Below are 21,262 nucleotides of genomic sequence, written 5' to 3'. Positions count from 1 at the left end.
CACCGGTGGACCAGGGAATGGAAGGGTGATGTCCGGCTGCGCACGAGACCCGACGGACCGGTGCCGGGGTTCTGGCGAATTCAGATAGCTGTGCGCCGGGCGACGGTTCCGTTCGGTCGGGCGCGCCGTGTCGGGTCGCCGAACGGATCGATGCCCCTCCGATGCCGATCTGATCAGGACCCCCCTGTTCGGGAGGACCGGACCGCCGCCGCCCGATTCGGGCGGCCGACCGGCTCCGCATCCCGGGGTGAATCGAACATCGCCGACGGATATGCGTCGCGGCCGCCGCCGGCCGGCGGGATCTGCATTACCGAGACGTCGATCCCGCGGTTTGGCGATGGTGGGGTGAATCACCGATCCGGTATTCCGCCGCGGTCCGTCGGACGCGGTCCGGCCGGCGGTCCGGCCGGGTCGGCGCGCCCTCTGCCGGCCCGAGGCGGTCGAGAGGGTGCGCTGCTCACGGACGTCTTCGTGGTTGCCTATGAGAATGCCGGTCAGCACGCCGACGGCAGGTCGTGGGTCGCCTGCGGCCGCGCGCCCGAACCACCGGGAATCGGTGGGACCGTGCCGGAAAGGTGCACCCCTTGGGCGGAACTGGCCACCGTGTGCGCAAGTGCCCTTCGGTGCCGGTGGGTCTTCCGGATGCACCCCGTCCGGCCACCTCGAAGGCCATTCGGTAATTCTGCAGACCTTATGCATGAAGTCGTCACGGAACGTGCTCACAACCTGCAACCGATTGCAGAAGGCGAGCCGGCGAGTGCTTTGGGAAGAGCGCATGCGCGTCTTTTTCGGTGCACTTCGCAACGGTGTCCCGCGATGCTTCCGCAGAGCCGTATTGTGTCGCCCGTGAATCGATCGGGGGATGCGGCCGGCGATGTGCGGCCGGTCGGGACGAGTACCGGGATCGGGATGGCAGCGGGTGATCGGGCCGGCGCGCCGGCGCGGATCCGGTCGGGCTCGCCGCCGGGCCGGGCGTCGACCGCCATGACCTTCAGGGCGCTCGGGACGTTCGGGCAAGAATCCAGGATTTGCGGCCATGGACAGCCGCACAACGGCCGTCGAGGGTGGCCGCAGCGCATTGCGGGGGAGGCCGGATGACAACGGCGCTGGAGCCCTGGACGCCGCGTGATTCCCTCGGCGAAGCGCTCCACCAGCTGCGGATGAACGGCGCTTTCTATTGCCATTCCGACCTCACCGCCCCGTGGGGGTTCACGGTGCCGGCGATGGTGGGTCACCTCTGGTTCCACCTGGTGACCTCCGGGGTGGCGTGGCTCGAGGTGCCCGGCAACGAGGCGCGCTACCTGCAACGCGGCGACCTGGTGCTGGTCAACCACGGTTCGGGCCACTCGTTGCGCAGCGCGCTCGGCGTGCCGGCGCCGTCGGTCGCCGACCTGCCCAAGGAGATCATCACCCCGCGCTACGACGTGCTGCGCTACGGCGGGGGCGGGGCGCCGACCACGTTCGTCTGCGGGGCGGTCCGGTTCGACGCGCCGGCGGCTCGCCACCTCGTCGCGTCGTTGCCCGATGTGATCCACGTGCAGCCGGAAGGTCCGTACGACACCGGGTGGGTGCCGGCGACGCTCAGCCTGATGGCCGCCGAGGCGAAGGAGCTGCGGCCCGGTGGGGAAGCGGTGATCACCCGGCTCGCCGACATCCTCGTCATCCAGGCGATCCGAACGTGGATCCGGGCCGATGCCGGGGCGAACCGCGGCTGGCTCGGCGCGCTGCGCGACGAGTACATCGGACGCGCGATCTCGTTGGTGCATCGCGACCCGGCCCGGCCGTGGACGCTGGCCGCGCTCGCGCAGGAGGTCGCGATGTCGCGTTCGGCGTTCGCGGCGCGGTTCAGCGCGCTGGTCGGCGAACCGCCGATGCACTACGTCACGCGGTGGCGCATGTACCTGGCGCTCGACGTGCTGGAGGGATCGGGTGCCACCGTGAACGAGCTCGCGGGGCGCCTCGGCTACCGATCGGAGGCGGCGTTCGCGCGCGCGTTCAAGCGGGTCATCGGGGTGTCGCCGGGTGCGGTGAAGCGGTCGGCCGGCCCGTGACCGAGGTTCGGCCTTCCGGTGCGTCCGTCGGCTCATCGTGCTGGGATCGTGCAAGATCTGCGCGACGGCGCTCGCGGTGGCCGGCTCGAGGTTCGACTCGAGGCTCGGCATGAGGTCCGACGGAGGTCTGATGGCGGCGCAGCGGCAGGAAAGGGCGGTCGCCGCGGCGGTCGCGTTCGCGCCGTTGGTGGTCTTCGCGGCGTTCCCGATGCCGATCCCCGCGCTGCCGGCGATCAGCGCCGACCTGCGGGTCGGCATGGCCGATCTGCAGCTGCTGGTCAGCGGGTTCGCGTTGGGCCTCGGCGCGTTGCTGATCGTCGGTGGGGTGCTGGCCGACCGGTTCGGCCCCGCCCGCGTGTGGGTCTGGGCGAACGTCGTCTTCGCCGTGTTCTCCGGTGCCTGCGCGCTCGCGCCGGGCCCCGAGCTGCTCGTCGCGGGCCGGATCGGGCAGGGGCTCGCCGGGGCGGGGCTGATGGCGAGCTCGCTGACGCTGATCGCGACAGCGCTGCCGGCGCCGCGCCGCGCGGGCGCGTCGGCGATCTGGGGTGCCGCCCTCGGGGCCGGTCTGTCGGTCGGGCCGCTGGTCGGCGGGATCTCGCTGGAGTTCGGGTACTGGCGGCCGGCGTTCTGGGCGCTGCTGGTGGTGTGCCTCGTCGCGGCCGTGTCGGGATCGGTCGGGCTGCCGCGCGCGACGGGCAGCGGGGCGGCCCGCGTCGACGTCGTCGGCACGGTCACGCTGGCCGGCGGCATCGCCGCGCTGATCCTCGCCGTCAACTGGGCCGGGGCCGGCGACTGGGGCGCTCCGCGGGTGCTGATCGGCCTGGCCGTCGCCGCGGTGCTGCTCGCCGGGTTCGCCGTGAGCCAGCGCCGCAGCGCGCGACCGATGGTGGACGTCGCGGTGCTCGGCAACAGGACGTTCACGGGTGGCATGGTCGCCGGGCTGACGCTCGCACTGACCGCGCTGTCGATGATGGTGGTGATCGGGCCGTACTTCCAGGTCGTGATCGGGGCGTCGGCGCTGGTGCTGGGCCTGTGGTTCCTCCCGTTCACCGGTCTGGCGCTGGCCGTGGCGCTGCTCGGGGCCCGCATCGGCACCCGGTTCTCGTTGCGCGCCCGGCTCGTCGGGGGCCTGGTGTTCTGCGCTCTCGGCATGGCCGCGCTGCTGCCGATCACCGCCGCGACGCCGTGGCCCCTGCTGATGCCGGGGATGGCGCTGGTCGGCATCGGGACGGGCCTGGCCAACCCGGCCCTCGCGCTCGCCGCCGTCGGCGCGGTGCCGCCGGAGCGCAGCGGGATGGCCGCCGGGGTCGCGAACACCGCGCGGCAGCTGGGCAACGCGCTGGGCATCGTGGTGCTCGGCGCCGCGATCCAGGCCGCCGCCCTGGCATCGGCCCTGGCATCGACACCGCCTTCGGGGCTCGGCGCCGGCGCCGCCGATCCGCTGCTGCGCAGGGTCGCCGGTGGGGATCTGGTCGGCGCGCAGGCGATCAGCGCCGACCCGGCCGGCGTCGTCGACCTCTACAACTCCGCGCAGACCGCAGGCCTGCGCGCCGGGCTGCTGCTCGCCATCGCGCTCGCCGTCATCGGGACGGTCGCAACCGCGTGGCTGATGCGCGGCCGCCGCTGACACCCCCGCTCCACCCACAGAACCGCACGAACGGGAGAGATCCTCGATGGATACGTTGCGCACGCTGGCCTTGCTGCTGGCCACGGTCACGACGGGAATGGTCGCGGGCGTGTTCGCCCTCTACGCGCACACGATCATGCCGGGTTTGGAGCGCACCGACGACCGCACCTTCGTCAGCGCGTTCCAGAACATCGACCGCGCGATCATCAACCCCTGGTTCATCGGCGGCGGCTTCTTCGCGGCGCTGATCCTCACCATCTGCGCCCTGCTGACGCAGCTGGGCCGGCCCGCGCTGCCGTGGGTGATCGCGGCGCTGGTGCTCTACGCGATCACCGTCGGCATCACGATCGCGGTCAACGTGCCGCTCAACGACGCGATCAAGGCCGCCGGCCTCCCGGACAACCCGACCGAGCTGGCCGCGATCCGCGAGGCGTTCGGCGAGGCGCGCTGGCGCGCCTTCAACCTCGTGCGCGTCGTGCTGAACACGGCCGCGTTCGTCCTGCTCGCCTGGTCGCTGGTGCTGGAGGGGCGCACAACTCCAACGCCGTGACGCCCTGAAACGGCGCCTGGAAAGCCACTTTCCCGGCGCCTCGTGCTGGGAAAGTGGCTTTCCAGGCACACCCCGGGCGTGGTGGCCCGGGGTGTCTGCGCTGGTCGTTACTTCTTGTCGAAGGCGTTCTTCGCGGCGTCCTTGATCTTCTCCCCGGCCTGCTTGACGTTGGCCGCGGTCTGGTCGCCCTTGCCCTCCGCCTCGAGGCCGGGGTCGTCGGTCGCCTTGCCGGCGCCCTCCTTGACCTTGCCCTTCAGCTCCTCGGACTTGTTGTCGATCTTGTCGTCGAGACCCATGATCTTGCTCCTTCCGTGTCGCTCCGGGTACCCCGGAACGTCGTTCCTCACCCGCGGCGCGGGCGGTCGCCGATCAGCCGCTGGTAGCCACGCATCCCGGCGCGGTCGATGGCGGTCTTGACCAGCCCGAAGATCGCGCCCTGCAGCGCGGCGGCGAGCAGCACCTCACGCGTGCTGTAGTCCTCGTCGGTCGCGTTCGGGGCCGTCTCCTCGTTCGAGATCCGCCGCCACACCTGCCCGAACACCAGGTTCGCCGCGAGCCCGCCGAGCACGCTCACGCCGAACCCCAACGGGGTGTACGCGGCCTTCGCCAGCCCGTTCACGACGTCGGACGGTCGCCCGACTGCGGGGCGGCATCGACGTCGCCCCGCCAGCCGGCCTCCTGGTGACCGCGCTTCTCGATGAACTGCTTGAAGTTGGCGAGATCGCCCTTGATCCGGCTCTGCACGATGCCGAGCGCGTCGCCCGCCTTCTCGACGAACCCCTCGGGGTCGTGCGAGAGCTGCAGCGTCACCCGCGTGGTGGCGTCGTCGATGCGGTGGAAGGTCACCACACCCGACTGGTGCGTCCCGCGGTCGGTGTGCCACGCGACCCGCTCGTCGGGGTGCTGCTCGCTGATCTCCGCGTCGAACTCGCGCTCGACGCCGGCGATCTTCGTGACCCAGTGCGTGCGGGTCGGTGTGACCTGCTCGACCCGTTCGACGCCTTCCATGAACCGGGGGAACGACTCGAACTGCGTCCACTGGTCGTAGGCGGTGCGCACGGGCACGGTCACGTCGATGCTCTGGACAACGTCGGTGGTCATGCATCCGGCTACCCGAACCTGCGAGCCCTATTCATGGACCACCCGTGCTCACCGACCGGTGAGCAGGTTCGCGAAGCGCGTGATGCGGCTCGGCCGGCGCAGGCCCGCCGCCTCGCGCCGGTCGGCCGCCCGGTAGAGCAGGTACATCGCCTGGACGCCGAGCCACCGGGCGGGTTCGGGCTCCCAGCGGCGGACCGTCCGGTTCGTCCACGGCAGTGCGACCAGCTCGGTGTCGCGGCGGAGCACCAGGTCGGCGAGGGTGCGGCCGGCGAGGTTGGTGGTGGTCAGGCCGCTGCCGACGTACCCGCCGGCCCAGCCGAGGCCGGTCGCGGTGTCGAGGGAGACGCTGGCGCACCAGTCGCGCGGCACGCCCAGCACGCCGCACCACGCATGGCTGAGCCCGACCTGCATCGTCGCCGGGAACTGGCTGTGCAGGATCGCCGCGAGCGAGTCGACGGTCCAGCGCTGCGTCACACCGTCGACGTCGGTGCGCGACCCGAACCGGTACGGGATGCCGCGCCCGCCGATCGCGATCCGGCCGTCCGCGGTGCGTTGCGCGTAGCTGTAGGCGTTGGCGAGGTCGCCGAGCAGCTCGGCGCCGGTCCACCCGATCTCGTCGTGCACGTGGTGGGGGAGCGGTTCGGTGACGATCATCGACGAGTTCATCGGCAGCCACTCCCGGCGGGAGCCCGGCAGCCCTGCGGTGTAGCCCTCCAGGCAGCGCAGCACCTGGTCGGCGCGGACGGTGCCGTGCCTCGTCACGGCCCGGCCGGGCGCGATCGCCGTCACCTCGGTGCCCTCGTGGATGATCACCCCGAGCCTGCGCACGGCGTCGGCGACGCCCCGCACCAGCTTCGCGGGCTGCACGCGCGCGCAGTGCGGGTTGAAGATCCCGCCCATCGCGCCCTCGACGCGCACCCGCTCGTGCACCTCGGCCCGGGTGAGCCGGCGCTCGTCGCCGATGCCCCACGCGGCGTTCGCGGCGAGCGCCGATTCCATCCGCGCGAGCTGCGGCTCGGAGCGGGCGACGTGCAGCACACCGTCCTTCACGATGTCCGCGTCGATCCCTTCGGCGGCGCAGACGTCGATCACGTCGTCGACGGCCCGTTCCATCGCCCGCAGCAGCATCCGGACGCCGTCGCGCCCGCCGCTCGCGGCGTAGCGGTCGAGGTTGCCGGCGATCTCCGCGGACAGCCAGCCGCCGTTGCGCCCGGAGGCGCCGAAGCCGGCGAACTCCTTCTCCAGCACCACGATCCGCAGGTCGGGTTGCTCGCGGGCGAGATAGTAGGCGGTCCACAGCCCGGTGAGCCCGGCACCGACGATGCACACGTCGGCGGTGCGGTCGCCGGGCAGCGCCGGGGCCCGCTCCGGCCGGCCGATCTGCTCGTACCAGAACGACACGCCGCCGTTGCTGAGGCCGCCCTCGTCCGTCCTGCGGTAGCTGCGCTGCACCCGTCACCCCTTCGGTAAGTACGCCTACCAATGGTCTGGTCAGTTACCAGAAACTCTGGAACCATGACGCCCGGTAGCGGGACCGCTACCGGCTCCGGAGAAGCGGGGGAACATGACCAAGAAGGCCATTCTGCAGGCAGGCGTGCTGGCAACGCTGCTGACGGCGGGCATCGTCGTCGGCGGCGGGGTGGCAGCGGCCGACGACAGCGTCCGCATCACCGGCACCCCCGACAGCCAGATCCAGGGCGGCGGCGAGGGTACGGACAACTGCATCTACAGCGAGCACACCCTGGGCTGCTGAGCCCTGCCCGCTGATCCCTCCGCGGGCCGGGGGCGTCAGGAAAGCCACTTTCATGCAACCACGTTGCATGAAGGTGGCTGTCAGGTGAATCGCCGCTAGCCCTGGGTCGATGTTGCACACCGTCGACACACGTTGCTCATGGCCGGCCATGTGCAACGCACACCCACGGTATGCAACGTCGACCCCACCCGGTCCCACGACGAGCGGTCGGTCACCTGCCCCGGGGGTGCAGGTGGAGGGCAGGAAAGCCACTTTCCTGCCCTCACAGGGCCTGAAAGTGGCTTTCCTGCCCTCGCGTGCGCAACGCACACATCCCAACCCCAGCACGGCCCCGCGGGTGCGTGCGCAAGGCACTCCCGACCGCCCGGCGGGCCGGGCCGCGCCCAGCACGGATTCACATCCCTCGTAGCGGCCCGGAGGGTCATGGCGGACTTTCCTGAACCTCCGCCGCGCCGGCCAGAACCCCGGTCAGATCCCGCCGGCCAGATCGGCGACGCGGGCCTCTACCGGCACGTGCCGGTAGCCGCGGTGCGTCGTCGCGTCGAACGACAGGCTCCAGGGCGTGACCTGGCGCGACTTGACCAGGAACGTCTTGGTGCCGTCGAGGGCGCTCGGGATGCGGTGGAAGTCGCTCGCGAGCAGCGCGCCCGCATCCCCGGCGACGCACATCGCGCGGCGCTCCAGGTGCGAGTCGGTGATGAGCGCCGTCGCCGGATCGAGCGTCACGCGGTGCCGTTCGTGCAGGTAGCCGCCGCGCAGCAACGTCGTGCAGAAGTGGTAGCGGTGGTTGTGCACCGAGTCGGCGTACCCGGGACGCCACTCGTGGGTCGGCTTGTACTCGTGCAGCCAGAACGTGAACCGCTCCTCGGAGCGGTCGCGGAGGCACCAGGCGAAGTGTGTGGTCGTCTCCTTCGAGCGGCTCGCGACGGCTGATGTGGACAGCCTCTGCAGGTCGGTGCGGAGGCTTTCGTGCAGGTCGGGCCGGGCCACCCAGCGGCGGAACGCGACCTCGATGTCGGGCCAGCTGTCCCGAGGATCACTCGGGACGGCGTTGAGCTGCGCGGCGAGATCACCCAGCGCAGTGACGTCGGTCGGCACGTGCATCAGCTCCTGAGATCGGCGAGGGTCGAGAACTCCTGACGGAAGTGGTGGAATCGCTCAGCCAGCTCGGTGAACTGTTTCGTGCCCAGCCGCGCGCCGGTGACGTGTTCGAACTGCGTGGCGAACTCGCGCCGTCCCAGATCGGGCGTGATGAGCATGTGCCGGGCGGAGCGGGCCGAGCTCAGTCGGGCGAACTCGGCGCGCTCCATGTTGTAGATGAACGAGCCTTCGGAGAACCGCAGCGTGCGGGGGTAGAGCGAGCCGACGGCGTCGGCGTCGCTGTAGAGCGTGATCCACGTGCTGTCGTCGAACATCTCGACGCGGTCCAACGGCGGGTCGGCGATGAGGGTGACGTGCATGCTCGTGCAGTAGCTGCGGGCCAGGAAGAGCCCGACGAGCCCGACGTGGATCTCCTCCTGCAGCTGGCGCTGCAGCGCCTCGATGCCGTTGTCGGCGCCGGTGTTCGTGGTGGTGGTCCGGGCGCCGTGGTCGCGACGGCGGTGCTGCAGCAGGTAGCGGGCGCGTCCGGTGATCGCCGAGCGCTCGGTCGGATCGGCCATCACCGCCCGCAGCTCGCGGTCGCCCTGCGAGACGAGCAGTCGGGCGGCCGCGTGCCGCCCGGCGAACCCGCGGAAGAAGTACTGCCGGGTGCCGCGCAGGTCGGTCATCAGCAGCTGGTTGAACGCGGGGTCGGGCTCGTCGGACGCGTCGAACACGTGGGTGGGGAAGAACTCGCTGTTGAGCGAGCGGTACTCCGCCGAGAGCTCCTGCAGTGCTCTCCGGTTCTCCTCGATGAGCGGCGTGACCATCGCGCGCTGGGTCGCGCTCGCCGTGATGAGCGTCTGGCCGAACCCGACGACCGCCGTGATCATCGTGCCGGTGCCGAGCGCGACCACAAGATCCTTGGCGAGCCCGGCGGGAAGCATCGTCGATACTGTCAGTGACGATCCCGCAACCACAATCAAGATCAGCAGCAGCAGTCCCGTCCGGGTCCAGAAGATCTCCTTGATGGAGGTGTCTCCTCGTGTTGCTTCGCCCCCCACCGGGACACCTCCTGTGTAGCCGTGAACCGGTTGCATGTGCACTGAGTATTCGCAAGAGTGCGTCGGGTAACGCTACTCGGCAGTGTGACCTGGGGAAAGTAGATGAACGGGTGAGGGCTGGCTACGCTGTGTGCGCTCGAACGTGCTTGCGAATGGGCCAGTTGATGATGTTCCGGCGGCGGCGCGGAGATCGCGGTGACGGCGCGTCGACAGCGGCCTCGATGAGCTCGGGAGGCCTCCCGAGCTCAGGAGCGATATCACGCAGAGTGACGTCGTCGAGCTGATACCGTGGCGCGCGAATTCGAGACGAGGACGACATGGCATCGGTGCTTGTGCTCAACGGGCCCAACCTGAACCTGCTCGGCACGCGCAAGCCGGAGGTGTACGGCTCGACCACGCTCGCCGACGTCGAGCGGCTGTGCCGGGAGACAGCGGCGGAGCTGGGGCTCGACGTCGATTTCCGGCAGTCCAACCACGAGGGTGAGCTGATCGACCTCGTGCACGCGGAGGGCCGCCGGGTGGCTGCGGGGGAGTCGATCGGGGCCGTCTTCAACCCGGGCGCGTACACGCACACGTCGATCGCGCTGCACGACGCGATCGAGGCGGTCTCGCTGCCGGTGGTGGAGGTGCACATCTCGAACATCCACCGCCGCGAGCAGTTCCGGCACCACTCCTACATCTCGCCGGTGGCGGTCGGGACGATCGTCGGGCTCGGTGTGCTCGGCTACCGGCTCGGGATCACGGCGCTGAGCGCCCGCTGACCAGCGCGGAATTACACCCTGGCCCGGTCACGTTCCAGCGGCGCCCTTCGTCAATGCTGTGACGGGCACGGCGGAGAGGAACGCGTGATGAACGAGCAGGACTGGCTGGCCGACCGCTTCGAGACGCACCGGCCGCACCTGCGTTCGGTCGCGTACCGGATGCTCGGCTCGCTCAGCGAGGCCGAGGACGCGGTGCAGGAGTCGTGGCTGCGGCTGAGCCGCTCCGACACGAGCGGCGTGGAGAACCTCGCAGGCTGGCTGACGACGGTCGTCGGGCGGGTCTGCCTGGACATGCTGCGCTCCCGCACGTCGCGGCGCGAGGACCCGGTCGGTGCGCACATGCCCGACCCGATCTTCGGCGAGGTCGACGCCGACGGGCCCGAGCAGCAGGTGATGCTCGCCAACTCGGTCGGGCTCGCGATGCTCGTCGTGCTCGACACGCTCGAGCCGGCCGAGCGGCTCGCGTTCGTCCTGCACGACATGTTCGCGATGCCGTTCGCGGACATCGGGGCCGCCATCGGACGTTCGCCGGAGGCGGCCCGGCAGCTCGCGAGCCGGGCGCGGCGGCGGGTGCAGGGGGTGCCGGCCGCGCCCGACGCCGACCTGCCGCGCCAGCGTGAGGTCGTCGACGCGTTCTTCGCCGCCGCGCACCGGGGCGACTTCGAGGCGCTCGTCGCCGTGCTCGCCCCCGACGTCGAGCTGCGCACCGACGCGCGCGCGATGCCCGCCGGCACGGCCAGGCACGTCGTCGGCGCCGCGGCCGTCGCCGGGCAGGCGCTGACGTTCTCGCGGTTCGGCATGAACCTCGGCGAGGTCCGCCAGATCGTCGTCAACGGCGGGCCGGCGATGGTCGCCGTCCAGAACGGCCGCCCGCAGATCGTCATGGCCTTCACCGTGGCCGAGGGGCGGATCTCCGCGATCGCCATCTACGCCGACGCGGCCCGCCTCGCCACCCTCGACCTGGGCCTGGACAGGTGAGTCGCCACTTCCAACACGGTGAGTTGTCACTTCTGGCACGGTGAGTTGTCACTTCTGGCACGGTGAGTTGTCACTTCTGGCACGGTGACTCGTCGGTTCAGGCGCGGGCGTCCAGGAGCTCGCCTATCGCGCGCGTGACGTCGCTGGGACGGGCCTCCGGCAGGAAGTGCCCGCCGGGCAGGACGGCCGTGCGCAGGTCGGGTGCCCAGCTGCGCCAGACGGCCTCGGGATCGAAGGGGAGCTGCATGTCGCCGGGGTCCTGCCAGATCGCGAGCGCCGGCACGTCGATCGTCCGGCCGGCTTTGCGGTCGTCGGTGTCGTGCTGCGGGTCGACGAACGCGCCGGCGCGGTAGTCCTGGCAGATCGCGTGGATCGCGGCCGGGGCGCGTGCGGCATCGAGGTAGGCGGCCCGGACGTCGGGTGGGATGGTCGTCGGCTCGGGCGCCCAGCCGTCGATGAAGTGGCCGAAGAACAGGTCGGGGTCGGCGCCGATCATGCGTTCGGGCAGGTCGGACGGCTGCGCGAGGAGGTAGAGGTGGAATGCGAACGCGCCGGCGACACCGGTGAGCGACGCCCACATGTCCTGGGCGGGGATCACGTCGATCATCCCGACGTGCGTGACGACGTCGGGATGATCGAGCGCTGCGCGGTAGGCGACGAGCGCGCCGCGGTCGTGCCCGACGAGCGCGAACCGCTCGTGGCCGAGCTGCCGCATCAGCTCGACCATGATCGTCGCGGTGTTCCGCTTCGAGTGCGCCTCGACGCTGTCGCCGGGTGCTCCGCTGGCGCCGTACCCGGGTAGGTCGGGGCAGATCACGCGGTGGCGCTCGGCGAGCGCCGGGGCCACGTGACGCCAAGCGAGGTGGGTCTCGGGGAAGCCGTGGAGGAGCAGGATCGGGCTTCCGCTGCCGGCCGCCGCAACGTTCAGCGGCACGCCGGCGGCGGTGACCGCCTCCTCCGTGAAGCCGGGGATCGACATGACCGGGATTCTGGTACGGGTGGTTTCCGGTCGCAAACGCTGTCAGTAGTCGCGCACGGGGGTGCGGCGCAGCAGCTGCGCGTTGAGGGCGACGATCACCGTCGACAGGCTCATGGCGACCGCGCCGGCGGCCGGTGGGAGCACGAATCCGACCCCGGCGAGCACACCGGCCGCGAGCGGGACGGAGAGCACGTTGTAGGCGGTTGCCCAGGCGAGGTTCTGCCACATCTTGCGGTAGCTCGCCGCCGAGAGCCGCCGGATCGCGAGCACCCCGCGCGGGTCGTCGGACGCGAGCACGACGCCGGCCGACTGGATGGCGACGTCCGTACCTGCGCCGATGGCGATCCCGACGTCGGCGCGGGCCAGCGCCGGGGCGTCGTTCACGCCGTCGCCGACCATCGCGACCCGCTGGCCCCTGGCCTGCAGCTGCGCAACCGCGGAGTCCTTGTCGGCCGGCAGCACCTCGGCGAACACCTCGTCGACGCCCAGCTCGGCCGCCACCGCGTCGGCGACGTTGCGCGCGTCGCCGGTGATCATGACGGCCCGCACACCGGCCGCGTGCAGCTCCTTGATCGTCTCCGCGGACTCGGGACGGACCTCGTCGGCGAGCGCGAGCGCGCCGATCACCGCCCCGTCGCGCACGACGTGCAGCACGGCCGCGCCGCGCCCGGCCCACTCCTCGACCTGCGACGACAGCGCCTCGGGCGGCTGCAGGTCCAGCTCACGCAGCAATGCCGGACCGCCGACCGCAACCCGGTGCCCGTCGACCAGCGCCTCGACACCCCTGCCGGCGTGGGCACGGAAGTCGTGCGCCGCCGGCAGCTCGCCCCGCTCGCGCGCGGCGGTGACGATGGCCCGGGCGAGCGGGTGCTCCGAGTCGCTCTCGGTCGCGCCGGCGAGCGCGAAGAGTTCTACCTCGTCGACACCGTCGACGGTGGCGGCCGCGGTGACGGCGGGCGTGCCACGGGTGAGCGTGCCGGTCTTGTCGAACAGCACGGTGTCGACGGTGCGCATCCGCTCCAGCGCGATCCGGTCGGTGACGAGGATGCCCGCCCGTGCCGACATCGCCGTGGAGATCGCGATGACCAGCGGGATCGCGAGGCCGAGCGCGTGCGGGCAGGCGATCACCAGCACGGTGACGGTGCGCTCGACCGCAGCGCTGACGTCACCGAGCGCCGTCCAGACGACGAACGTGATCACGCCGGCGATCGCGGCGAAGTAGAAGAGGAACGCGGCGGCCCGGTCGGCGAGCGCCTGCGCGCGCGACCGTGACGTCTGCGCCTCCTCGACGAGCCGGTGGATGCCCGCCAGTGCGGTGTCGGCGCCGACGGCCTCGACGGTCACCCGGAGCGCCGACCCGGCCACCACCGTCCCGGCGACCACCCGATCGCCCGGCGAGCGCGGCACGGGCCGCGACTCGCCGGTGACCATCGACTCGTCGACGTCGGCGCTGCCCTCGAGGACGGTCCCGTCGGCCGGCACCCGCCCGCCGGGCCGCACCAGCACGACGTCGTCGACCCGCAGGTCGGCGAGCGGCACGCTCGACGTCGCCCCGTGCTCGTCGATGCGTTCGGCCGTGTCGGGCAGCAGCTCGGCGAGCGCCTCCAGCGCGCCGGACGCCTGCCCGAGCGCCCGCATCTCGAGCCAGTGCCCGAGCAGCATGATCACGACGAGCAGCGCGAGCTCCCACCAGAAGTCCAGCATGAGCCCGCTCAGGCCGAGCGACGTCAGCGCGCTGGCGACGAACGCGACCGTGATGGCCAGCGCGACGAGCGTCATCATCCCGGGACGCCGGCTGCGCAGCTCGCCGACCGCGCCGGTGAGGAACGGCCAGCCGCCGTAGACGTAGACGACGGTGCCGAGCACCGGCGCCACCCACAGCGCCCAGCCCGGGATCGTGTAGCCGAGCCATTCGGCGACCATCTGGCTGCCGGCCACGACCGGCAGGCTGAGCGCGAGGCTCAACCAGAACCGGTCGCGGAAGACCGCGGCGTGGTCCCCGTGACCTGAGCCGTGGTGCGCGTGCTGGGCGTCGTCGTGGTGCGGTTGTGCCGGCCCTGAATGGGCAGGCGCCGTGTGGTCGTGCTGCGTCCGGTGCATCCGGCCTCCTCCGTCGACGACCGGAACTCTACCCCTAGGGGGTATATTCCGAGATGAAGATCACCGAGAAGTAGTGCCCGTCGAGGTCGGTGAACGCACGCATGTACATCGGGCCGTCGTCGACGGTGCCGAGCGCGCCGCCGCCCGCGGCGATCGCGCGGTCGACGATCTCGTCGACGCGCTCCCGTGACGGCGCCGAGAAACCGACGCTGACCTCACGATGTGTTGCGGGATCCGCCGCGGCCGCGCCGGTGTACTCCTCGAAGAAGGCGACACCGTTGAGCATCAGCCAGGTCTGGTCGCTGATGACGATCGCGGCCGTCCGCTCGTCGGTGGCGTACGGGTTCGTCGTGAACCCGAGCGCGGTGAAGAACTCGGTGGCCCGCGCAAGGTCGCTGACGGGCAGTCCGACGTACGTGGTGGTCATGGTGTCCTCCGTGGGTAGGTGCCTTTCACGGAGGACGTCGCACCTGGCGCGTCGTTCTCGACACGAGTTTCCGCCGAGTTGTTTGGGGCAATCCGACGGCATGAGCCAGGGGGAGCGTTCGCTCGGCACCGTCGAGACCGACGTGCCGGCACGGTTGGACAGGTTGCCGTGGGCGAGGTGGCACTGGACGGTCCTGCTCGGGCTCGGCACAGTCTGGATCCTCGACGGGCTCGAGGTGACGATCGTCGGTGCGCTCGCCGAACGGCTCACCGAGCCGGGCAGCGGGCTGGAGCTGAGCGATACCCAGGTCGGTCTGGCCGCCTCGATGTACGTCGCGGGCGCGGTGCTCGGGGCGCTGCTGTTCGGCTACCTGACCGACCGGCTCGGCCGCAAGAAGCTCTTCCTGATCACGCTCGGGCTGTACCTCGCGGCGACAACTGCAACCGCCTTCTCCTTCGACGCCTGGTTCTTCATCGCGATGCGGTTCCTCACCGGTGCCGGCATCGGCGGTGAGTACGCGGCGATCAACTCGGCGATCGACGAGCTGGTGCCGGCGCGGATGCGTGCGACCGTCTCGCTCGCCGTCAACGGGTCGTACTGGGGCGGCGCCGCGGTCGGTGCGGGCCTGACGTTGCTGCTGCTCGACCCGGCGATCTTCACGGCCGATCTCGGCTGGCGGATCGCGTTCGGCCTCGGCGCGGTGCTCGGGCTGGCGATCCTCGTGGTGCGGCGGAGCCTTCCGGAGAGCCCACGATGGCTCTACACCCACGGGCGCAACGACGAGGCCGAAGAGCTGGTCGCACGCATCGAGCACGACATCGAGGAGCAGACGGGGGAGCGGCTCGGCCCGGTGGACGACACGCTGCGGGTGCAGCAACGCCGCAGCACCGGCTTCGGTGAGATCGCGCGCACGGTGCTGCGCACGTACCCGCGTCGCACAGTGCTCGGGCTCGCCCTGTTCGTCGGGCAGGCCTTCCTCTACAACGCCGTCTACTTCACCTTCGCCCTGGTGCTCTCGACGTTCTTCCAGGTGCCGAGCGCGCTGGCCGGTCTCTACCTCATCCCGCTCGCGCTGGGCAGCCTGATCGGGCCGCTCGTGCTCGGCAGGCTGTTCGACACGGTCGGCCGCCGCACGATGATCAGCGTCAGCTACCTCGGGTCGGGATTTCTGCTGGTCGGCACGGCCTGGCTGTTCGCGGCCGGTGTGCTTGGCGCGTGGACGCTTGCCGCGGCCTGGGCCGCGATCTTCTTCTTCGCGTCGTCCGGAGCGAGCGCGGCGTACCTGACGGTCTCCGAGATCTTCCCGATGGAGATCCGAGCGATGTGCATCGCGCTGTTCTACGCCGTCGGCACCGGCCTCGGCGGGATCGCCGGGCCGGTGCTCTTCGCGGCGCTCGTCGAGAGCGGCAGCGCCTCGGCGGTCGCCGTCGGCTACTACATCGGTGCGGGGATGATGATCCTGGCCGGGATCGCCGAGCTCGTGTTGGGCGTCGAGGCGGCGCAGCGGTCGCTCGAGGACGTCGCGGCGCCGCTCTCGGCGCAAGACGGTGGCGGCGGCGCTGGCCCGGACGGCGCGAGCGTCTCCAGCCGGGCGGCGACCCGCTCCGGGTTCGCCCCGCTGCCGAGCCTCGCGCAGCACACGTCATCCCGCCCGGCCGACGACGCCGAGCTCGACCGCGAGCTGGGCGCGATCCTGCAAGCGCTGGAGGACGGCCCGCTCGCCCGCTCCGAGCTGCGCCTGCGCGTGCACGGGCAGGCGTGGGGGCCCGGTCGCTTCTCCGGGGCCGTGCGGCACGGCCTCGCCGCCGGCGTGCTGCGGGAGGAGTCCCGCAACACGCTGCGTCGCGCGTATTGAGCGGCCGCGACACCGGGGCCGAACCCGGCGCCTGGGGAGGGCAGGAAAGCCACTTTCCAGCCCTCACAGGGCAGGAAAGTGGCTTTCCTGCCCACGCGAGCGGAACGCGCGCATCCGACGCAACGCCCGTGGTGATCAGGCGATGGCGTGATCAGGCGATCGCGTCCGCGACGACCGCGGCCAGCCCGTCGCCCCTCGCGTGGACGGCGCGCTGGCGCGCCGCTCCGGTCCCGCGGCCCACCACGTCGGTGATCAGCTCCCGCACGACGGGGAGGTCGCCGCTCGCCTCCAGGGCCGCGGCGGCGTGCTCGACCAGCCGGCGCAGCACGTCGGCGGCGGGCGCGGGGCGCCAGGTCAGCGGGTCGACCAGCAGGTCGTCGAGCCCGGAGCGCGACGCGCGCCACGACGCGAGCCGCAGCACCGACGTCGGCACCGGGTCGGGCTGGGTGCCGGCCTTCCAGTCGTGCACGGCGGTCTCGACGAGCGCGCGGGTGAGGCCGGCGACGAGCACGGCGTCGGCCGGGTCGCGGCACACGTCCGCGACCCTGATCTCGACGGTCGGGTGCTGGCGCGACAGCCGGGCCTCGAAGTAGACCATCGCCTCGTCGAGGACGGTCCCGGTGTGCAGCATGCCTTGGACGGTGGCGCGGTAGGTCTCGACCGAGCCGAACACGTCGGTGGGGCCCGCCGACGGCCAGCGGCCCCAGACCTGGCCGCGGAAGCTCGCGTACCCCGTGTCCTCCCCGTTCCAGAACGGCGAGTTCGCCGAGATCGCGAGCAGCGGCGCGAGCCACGGCCGGATCCGGTCGAGCACCGCAACGCCCTCCTCGTCGGAGTCGACGGCGACGTGCACGTGGCATCCGCAGGTCAGCTGCTCGGCGCCGGTCAATCCGAACGTCTCGACCATCCGCCGGTAGCGCGGCGCGGGCGAGACCGTCGGGTCGACGGGGAGCGGTGACGTCGCCAGCGCCGCGAGCTCCACGCCGATCCGGCGGGCGGCATCCCGGGCCTGCCGGCGCGTCTCCAGCAGGTCCTGGTGTAGCTCGGCGAGGGTGTGGCGCGGCTTGGTGTTCGTCTCGACCTGCTCGCGCTGCAGCTCACCGGTCAGCTCGCCTCCGTCGGCCGCGCGCAGCACCGCGGTGGCGACCGCGCGCGGTTTCCCGCTTTCCGGGTCGACGAGCAGGAACTCCTCCTCCACACCGACGCTGCGGGTCGTGTTTTCCGCGGTCGCGCGGCCTGCCGGTGCGGGCGCGATCATCGCCGCCGGCCTGGGAGTGCTTCCTGCAGCTTCGTCTTCGTGCCTTGCACGATCATGTGCCACGCGGCCGGGTCGCCTTTCAGCACCGACTGCAGCACCGACGTCGCCTGCTCGATCGTTGCGTGCGGCGGTATCGGCGGTACCTCGGGGTCGCAGCGCACGTCGAGAACGGCCGGCCGGCCCGCGGTGAGCGCAGCGTCCCACGCGGCGCCGAGTTCGTCGGGGCCGGTGACGGTGAACGCCTCGAGGCCGATGCTGCGGGCGAAGTCGGCGTAGGAGACGTCGGGCAGTACCTGCGACGGCTCGAACTTCGGTGCACCGCCCATCGCCCGCAGCTCCCAGGTGACCTGGTTGAGGTCGTTGTTGTGGAAGACGCACACGATGCAGCGCGGGTCGGTCCACCGGTCGGCGTAGTGCGCGATCGTGATCAGCTCGGCCATCCCGTTCATCTGCATCGCGCCGTCGCCGGTGAGCGCGACGACCGGCCGGTCGGGATGCGCGAACTTCGCGCCGATCGCGTACGGCACCGCGCATCCCATCGACGCGAGCGTCCCGGACAGCGACCCGCGGATGTTCCCGCGTATGCGCAGGTGCCGCGCGTACCAGTTGGCGGCGGAGCCGGAGTCGACCGTGACGATCGTGTCGAGCGGGATCCGTTCCGAGAGCTCATGCACGATGCGCATCGGGTTGACCGGGTCGGCGTCGAGCATCGCCTGGCGTGCGATCGTCGAGCGCCACCGCTCGACGTTCTCCTCGATCTTCTCCCGCCACGCGCGGTCGGTCGGCCCGGAGAGCAGTGGCAGCAGCGCCTGCAGCGTGACGCGGGCGTCGCCGAGCAGGTTGACCTCGGTCGGGTAGCGCATCCCGATCATGGCGCCGTCGACGTCGATCTGCACGGCGCGGGCCTCGCCGAACTCCGGGAGGAACTGGCTGTAGGGGAAGCTGGACCCGACGATCAGCAGGGTGTCGCAGTCGCGCATCAGCTCGTAGCTGGGGCGGGTGCCGAGCAGGCCGATCGTGCCGGTGACGAACGGGAGGTCGTCGGAGAGCACGTCCTTGCCCAGAAGCGCCTTGGCGACCCCGGCCCCGAGCACGTCGGCGACCTGCACCACCTCGTCGACGGCGCCGCCGGCGCCTTGCCCGACCAGGATCGCGACCTTCGTCCCGGCGTTGAGGACCTCGGCGGCGCGGGCGAGCTCACCCTCGTCGGGCACCACGGTGGGGGCGACCAGCCCCGGTGGGCTGGACGGGACCTCCTTGAACGCGTGCGACGGCGGCGTGAAGTCCTCGGTCTGGACGTCGCTCGGGATGATCAGCGCCGTCGGGGCGCGGCGGGCGAGCGCGGTGCGGAACGCCCTGTCGATCGCGTTGGGCAGCTGCTCCGGGACGTTGACCTCGACGAGGTACTCGCTCGCAACGTCCTTGAGCAGCGCCTGCAGGTCGACCTCCTGCTGGTAGGAGCCGCCCATGGCGCTGCGCTCGGTCTGGCCGACGATCGCGACGACGGGCACGTGGTCGAGCTTGGCGTCGTACAGGCCGTTGAGCAGGTGGATCGCGCCCGGCCCCGACGTGGCGGCGCACACGCCGACGTTCCCGGAGAACTTCGCGTAGCCCACGGCGGCGAACGCCGACATCTCCTCGTGGCGAGCTTGGATGAACCGCGGCTCGTCGCCGACTTTGCCGAACGCCGCGACGAGACCGTTGATCCCGTCGCCCGGGTAGCCGAAGACCTGCTCGACTCCCCAGTCCCGCAGCCGCCGGAGCAGGAAGTCGGACACGGTCTCGCCCATCGCGCACCTCCGGAGCGGCGCCACTTGCGCCGTCGGCTCCGGCTACCCGTGCGCACGGGCGATCACACGTCGGGCGGGTCCTCCTCGAGCACCCTGCGGACGGCGTGCGGCCCGGCGTTCGGGTAATCCGCGGGGTCGTAGGCGGTGGTGGGCTGGCACGCCTCGGGGATCGCGCCGACCTCGCGGCACGGCACCGGTGGGTGCTGGGCGTCCTCGGTCTGCGGGAGGTAGCCCTCGTCCTCGTGGGTCCACCGGATGCCGTGGGCGCACCAGACGTCGGCGGCGCGGGACCGGTGGGCCGGTGGGGTACCGGTCGGCGCGCTGTTGACTGCGTCCGGTGGCAACTGGGTCACGCAGCGCATTGTTGCACTCGACGTGACGCCGATCACTGGCGCGGTGGTGGGGGCGCGACGTTCGCCGAGGTCGCCGGCTCGGCGGGGATGTCCCCGCCGAGCGCGCCGGCCAGCGCGAACACGCCGACGACGGCGGCGACGCCGGCGAGTGCCGCTGCCGTTGTGGTCGCGGCGCCGCCCCAGCGGCGACGTCGGCGTGGCTCGATCCACGGGTCGGGCTCGGGGAGGGCGTGGCGTGGACCGGTGGAGGAGGAACGTTCCGCGGGGCGCCACCGGGTCGGGGGAGCGGTGCGCTGGGCGGGGATGGGGATCGGGCCGGTGGGGAGGGGGTTCGGGGATGGTTCGAACGAGCGAGCGGGGAGCACGACTCGACGTCGTTCGTGGACGCTCTACCGTTACTGTTCCGAGATCAAGCGGGGTGCGCGGCCGTGAATGTCGGCGTGAATGTCGCTGCTGCGCCCTGGGTATCGGATGGCGTGGACGACGACCGGATGCCTGACGGGCTGGTGCGCAGCGATCCCGCGTCGGGAGGTCTGACGCGGCGCCGGTGCGGGCGCGGCTTCACCTACCTCGACGGCGACGGCACCAAGGTCGCCGACGGCGTCGCGGCTCGGGTGAAGGCGCTCGTCATCCCGCCGGCTTGGCAGGACGTCTGGATCTGCCGCGATCCGAACGGGCACATACAGGCGATCGGCACCGACGATGCCGGCCGGCGGCAGTATCTGTACCACGAGGACTGGCGCACCCATCGTGACGAGGGCAAACACGATCGCGTGCTCGGGCTCGGGCGGAAGATGGCACGGGTTCGTACCGAGCTGAGGGCGCGGATGAGCGAGCCCGGTCTCGGGCCGGAACGGGTGCTCGCCGGCGCCGTCCGGCTGCTCGACACCGGCGTGTTCCGCTCCGGCGGCGAGGAGTACGCGCCGGGCGAGGACGACGACGAGGGCACGTTCGGGCTCGCCACCCTGCGCCGCGAGCACGTCCGGCTGCACCGCGGCGCCATCGTCTTCAGCTACGCGGCGAAGGGGGCGGTCGACCGGTCGCTGTCGCTGCGCGATCCCGACCTGCACCGGCTCGTCGGCAGCCTGCTGCGCCGGCGCGGCGGGGGCGAGGACCTGCTGGCCTACCGGGTCGGCCGCGGCTGGCACGACGTGCGCGCCGAGGACCTCAACACCGCCGTCAAGGAGCTCATCGGGAAGCGCTACACCAGCAAGGACCTGCGGACCTGGAACGCCACGGTGCTCGCCGCGATCCGGCTGGCCGTCGCAGCCGAGGAGGGGGCACCCGGCAATTCGGACTCGGCGCGGCGGCGGGTCGTCGCGGCGGCCGTGCGGGAGGTCTCGGAGCACCTGGGCAACACCCCGGCGGTGGCGCGCAGCTCCTACATCGACCCGCGCGTCATCGAACGCTTCGAGGAGGGCCACACCGTGTTGCCGACCCTGCGCCGCACCGGCTACCCCGGCCCCTTCGACGACGACCGCCGCGCCGCGTTCGAACGGGCGGTCGTGCGGCTGGTGCGCGGGTGACCGTCGACA

At 71.7% G+C, this 21,262-nt stretch carries 21 protein-coding genes; 8 read left to right on the top strand and 13 right to left on the bottom strand.

Annotation, left to right across the window (positions count from 1 at the left end; translation table 11 throughout):
• The first annotated feature begins 1,094 nt into the window (after positions 1 to 1,094).
• The 3 genes from LL648_RS29295 (at position 1,095) to LL648_RS29285 (ending at position 4,228) form a co-directional block, all read left to right on the top strand.
• Entirely contained in the window at positions 1,095 to 2,051 is a 957-nt protein-coding gene (locus tag LL648_RS29295; protein WP_232665994.1) for an AraC family transcriptional regulator, read from the top strand.
• A 130-nt stretch (positions 2,052 to 2,181) separates the two neighbouring features.
• Complete coding sequence (locus LL648_RS29290; protein WP_232665993.1) at positions 2,182 to 3,678, top strand: MFS transporter; 1,497 nt, start codon at positions 2,182 to 2,184, stop codon at positions 3,676 to 3,678.
• 46 nt (positions 3,679 to 3,724) lie between these two features.
• Entirely contained in the window at positions 3,725 to 4,228 is a 504-nt protein-coding gene (locus tag LL648_RS29285) for an anthrone oxygenase family protein (protein ID WP_232665992.1), read from the top strand.
• 107 nt (positions 4,229 to 4,335) lie between these two features.
• On the opposite strand, the gene LL648_RS29280 is transcribed toward LL648_RS29285, so the two are convergent.
• The 4 genes from LL648_RS29280 to LL648_RS29265 are packed head-to-tail and all read right to left on the bottom strand — an operon-like array spanning position 4,336 to position 6,781.
• Positions 4,336 to 4,524, bottom strand: a complete 189-nt coding sequence (locus LL648_RS29280; protein ID WP_232665991.1) for a CsbD family protein — start codon at positions 4,522 to 4,524, stop codon at positions 4,336 to 4,338.
• A 47-nt stretch (positions 4,525 to 4,571) separates the two neighbouring features.
• Positions 4,572 to 4,847 carry a DUF4235 domain-containing protein gene (locus LL648_RS29275; RefSeq protein WP_374112125.1) on the bottom strand — a complete coding sequence of 92 codons (276 nt, stop codon included), beginning with the start codon at positions 4,845 to 4,847 and terminating at the stop codon, positions 4,572 to 4,574.
• Positions 4,844 to 5,329 carry an SRPBCC family protein gene (locus tag LL648_RS29270; RefSeq protein WP_232665990.1) on the bottom strand — a complete coding sequence of 162 codons (486 nt, stop codon included), beginning with the start codon at positions 5,327 to 5,329 and terminating at the stop codon, positions 4,844 to 4,846. The genes LL648_RS29275 and LL648_RS29270 overlap by 4 nt, the downstream gene beginning before the upstream one ends.
• Positions 5,330 to 5,377: 48 nt before the next feature.
• Positions 5,378 to 6,781, bottom strand: coding sequence for an NAD(P)/FAD-dependent oxidoreductase (locus LL648_RS29265; RefSeq protein ID WP_232665989.1), 1,404 nt, complete (start codon positions 6,779 to 6,781; stop codon positions 5,378 to 5,380).
• 112 nt (positions 6,782 to 6,893) lie between these two features.
• On the opposite strand from LL648_RS29265, the gene LL648_RS29260 reads away from it, so the two are divergent.
• Complete coding sequence (locus LL648_RS29260) at positions 6,894 to 7,082, top strand: hypothetical protein (RefSeq protein WP_232665988.1); 189 nt, start codon at positions 6,894 to 6,896, stop codon at positions 7,080 to 7,082.
• A gap of 468 nt (positions 7,083 to 7,550) precedes the next feature.
• On the opposite strand, the gene LL648_RS29255 is transcribed toward LL648_RS29260, so the two are convergent.
• Both LL648_RS29255 and LL648_RS29250 read right to left on the bottom strand, forming a co-directional pair.
• Positions 7,551 to 8,186 (bottom strand): hypothetical protein, encoded by a 636-nt coding sequence (locus LL648_RS29255; protein ID WP_232665987.1) that lies wholly within the window; start codon positions 8,184 to 8,186, stop codon positions 7,551 to 7,553.
• On the bottom strand, positions 8,186 to 9,109 hold the full coding sequence (locus LL648_RS29250; RefSeq protein ID WP_232665986.1) for a hypothetical protein: 924 nt from the start codon (positions 9,107 to 9,109) through the stop codon (positions 8,186 to 8,188). The genes LL648_RS29255 and LL648_RS29250 overlap by 1 nt, the downstream gene beginning before the upstream one ends.
• A gap of 434 nt (positions 9,110 to 9,543) precedes the next feature.
• On the opposite strand from LL648_RS29250, the gene aroQ reads away from it, so the two are divergent.
• Entirely contained in the window at positions 9,544 to 9,987 is a 444-nt protein-coding gene (gene aroQ / locus LL648_RS29245; RefSeq protein WP_232665985.1) for a type II 3-dehydroquinate dehydratase, read from the top strand.
• Between the two features lie 87 nt (positions 9,988 to 10,074).
• Positions 10,075 to 10,965, top strand: coding sequence for a sigma-70 family RNA polymerase sigma factor (locus LL648_RS29240; protein WP_232665984.1), 891 nt, complete (start codon positions 10,075 to 10,077; stop codon positions 10,963 to 10,965).
• A gap of 97 nt (positions 10,966 to 11,062) precedes the next feature.
• Here the strand turns inward: LL648_RS29240 and LL648_RS29235 are convergent, their stop codons facing one another.
• The 3 genes from LL648_RS29235 to LL648_RS29225 are packed head-to-tail and all read right to left on the bottom strand — an operon-like array spanning position 11,063 to position 14,471.
• Positions 11,063 to 11,944, bottom strand: coding sequence for an alpha/beta fold hydrolase (locus LL648_RS29235; RefSeq protein WP_232665983.1), 882 nt, complete (start codon positions 11,942 to 11,944; stop codon positions 11,063 to 11,065).
• Between the two features lie 42 nt (positions 11,945 to 11,986).
• Entirely contained in the window at positions 11,987 to 14,044 is a 2,058-nt protein-coding gene (locus LL648_RS29230) for a heavy metal translocating P-type ATPase (protein ID WP_232665982.1), read from the bottom strand.
• Between the two features lie 34 nt (positions 14,045 to 14,078).
• On the bottom strand, positions 14,079 to 14,471 hold the full coding sequence (locus LL648_RS29225; protein ID WP_232665981.1) for a VOC family protein: 393 nt from the start codon (positions 14,469 to 14,471) through the stop codon (positions 14,079 to 14,081).
• 100 nt (positions 14,472 to 14,571) lie between these two features.
• Here LL648_RS29225 and LL648_RS29220 point away from each other — a divergent pair, with 100 nt between their 5' ends.
• Complete coding sequence (locus LL648_RS29220) at positions 14,572 to 16,326, top strand: MFS transporter (protein WP_232665980.1); 1,755 nt, start codon at positions 14,572 to 14,574, stop codon at positions 16,324 to 16,326.
• Between the two features lie 151 nt (positions 16,327 to 16,477).
• Here LL648_RS29220 and LL648_RS29215 read toward each other — a convergent pair whose 3' ends face one another.
• The 4 genes from LL648_RS29215 to LL648_RS29200 form a co-directional block, all read right to left on the bottom strand.
• Positions 16,478 to 17,584 (bottom strand): glutamate--cysteine ligase 2, encoded by a 1,107-nt coding sequence (locus LL648_RS29215; protein ID WP_232665979.1) that lies wholly within the window; start codon positions 17,582 to 17,584, stop codon positions 16,478 to 16,480.
• Positions 17,581 to 19,374: a thiamine pyrophosphate-requiring protein gene (locus LL648_RS29210; RefSeq protein ID WP_232665978.1), complete on the bottom strand. Its 1,794-nt coding sequence runs from the start codon at positions 19,372 to 19,374 to the stop codon at positions 17,581 to 17,583. The genes LL648_RS29215 and LL648_RS29210 overlap by 4 nt, the downstream gene beginning before the upstream one ends.
• A 62-nt stretch (positions 19,375 to 19,436) precedes the next feature.
• On the bottom strand, positions 19,437 to 19,727 hold the full coding sequence (locus LL648_RS29205) for a hypothetical protein (RefSeq protein ID WP_232665977.1): 291 nt from the start codon (positions 19,725 to 19,727) through the stop codon (positions 19,437 to 19,439).
• Between the two features lie 32 nt (positions 19,728 to 19,759).
• Positions 19,760 to 20,092, bottom strand: coding sequence for a hypothetical protein (locus tag LL648_RS29200; RefSeq protein ID WP_232665976.1), 333 nt, complete (start codon positions 20,090 to 20,092; stop codon positions 19,760 to 19,762).
• Positions 20,093 to 20,218: 126 nt separating this feature from the next.
• Between LL648_RS29200 and LL648_RS29195 the strand changes: the two genes are divergently transcribed.
• Positions 20,219 to 21,253: a DNA topoisomerase IB gene (locus LL648_RS29195; RefSeq protein WP_232665975.1), complete on the top strand. Its 1,035-nt coding sequence runs from the start codon at positions 20,219 to 20,221 to the stop codon at positions 21,251 to 21,253.
• Positions 21,254 to 21,262: the final 9 nt, after the last annotated feature.

Source organism: Pseudonocardia sp. TRM90224 (assembly GCF_021245725.1).
In the GTDB taxonomy this organism is placed as follows: domain Bacteria; phylum Actinomycetota; class Actinomycetes; order Mycobacteriales; family Pseudonocardiaceae; genus Pseudonocardia.
Note: the sequence above shows the minus strand (reverse complement) of the source record. Positions and strands in the feature narration are given on the sequence as shown.

What these genes read in the sequence shown, in the direction of transcription:
- LL648_RS29295 (WP_232665994.1), top strand. Translation starts at nt 1,095, where the DNA reads ATGACAACGGCGCTGGAGCCCTGGACGCCGCGTGATTCCCTCGGCGAA.
- LL648_RS29290 (WP_232665993.1), top strand. Translation starts at nt 2,182, where the DNA reads ATGGCGGCGCAGCGGCAGGAAAGGGCGGTCGCCGCGGCGGTCGCGTTC.
- LL648_RS29285 (WP_232665992.1), top strand. Translation starts at nt 3,725, where the DNA reads ATGGATACGTTGCGCACGCTGGCCTTGCTGCTGGCCACGGTCACGACG.
- LL648_RS29280 (WP_232665991.1), bottom strand. Translation starts at nt 4,524, where the DNA reads ATGGGTCTCGACGACAAGATCGACAACAAGTCCGAGGAGCTGAAGGGC.
- LL648_RS29270 (WP_232665990.1), bottom strand. Translation starts at nt 5,329, where the DNA reads ATGACCACCGACGTTGTCCAGAGCATCGACGTGACCGTGCCCGTGCGC.
- LL648_RS29260 (WP_232665988.1), top strand. Translation starts at nt 6,894, where the DNA reads ATGACCAAGAAGGCCATTCTGCAGGCAGGCGTGCTGGCAACGCTGCTG.
- LL648_RS29255 (WP_232665987.1), bottom strand. Translation starts at nt 8,186, where the DNA reads ATGCACGTGCCGACCGACGTCACTGCGCTGGGTGATCTCGCCGCGCAG.
- LL648_RS29250 (WP_232665986.1), bottom strand. Translation starts at nt 9,109, where the DNA reads ATGCTTCCCGCCGGGCTCGCCAAGGATCTTGTGGTCGCGCTCGGCACC.
- aroQ (WP_232665985.1), top strand. Translation starts at nt 9,544, where the DNA reads ATGGCATCGGTGCTTGTGCTCAACGGGCCCAACCTGAACCTGCTCGGC.
- LL648_RS29240 (WP_232665984.1), top strand. Translation starts at nt 10,075, where the DNA reads ATGAACGAGCAGGACTGGCTGGCCGACCGCTTCGAGACGCACCGGCCG.
- LL648_RS29235 (WP_232665983.1), bottom strand. Translation starts at nt 11,944, where the DNA reads ATGTCGATCCCCGGCTTCACGGAGGAGGCGGTCACCGCCGCCGGCGTG.
- LL648_RS29230 (WP_232665982.1), bottom strand. Translation starts at nt 14,044, where the DNA reads ATGCACCGGACGCAGCACGACCACACGGCGCCTGCCCATTCAGGGCCG.
- LL648_RS29225 (WP_232665981.1), bottom strand. Translation starts at nt 14,471, where the DNA reads ATGACCACCACGTACGTCGGACTGCCCGTCAGCGACCTTGCGCGGGCC.
- LL648_RS29220 (WP_232665980.1), top strand. Translation starts at nt 14,572, where the DNA reads ATGAGCCAGGGGGAGCGTTCGCTCGGCACCGTCGAGACCGACGTGCCG.
- LL648_RS29215 (WP_232665979.1), bottom strand. Translation starts at nt 17,584, where the DNA reads ATGATCGCGCCCGCACCGGCAGGCCGCGCGACCGCGGAAAACACGACC.
- LL648_RS29210 (WP_232665978.1), bottom strand. Translation starts at nt 19,374, where the DNA reads ATGGGCGAGACCGTGTCCGACTTCCTGCTCCGGCGGCTGCGGGACTGG.
- LL648_RS29195 (WP_232665975.1), top strand. Translation starts at nt 20,219, where the DNA reads ATGCCTGACGGGCTGGTGCGCAGCGATCCCGCGTCGGGAGGTCTGACG.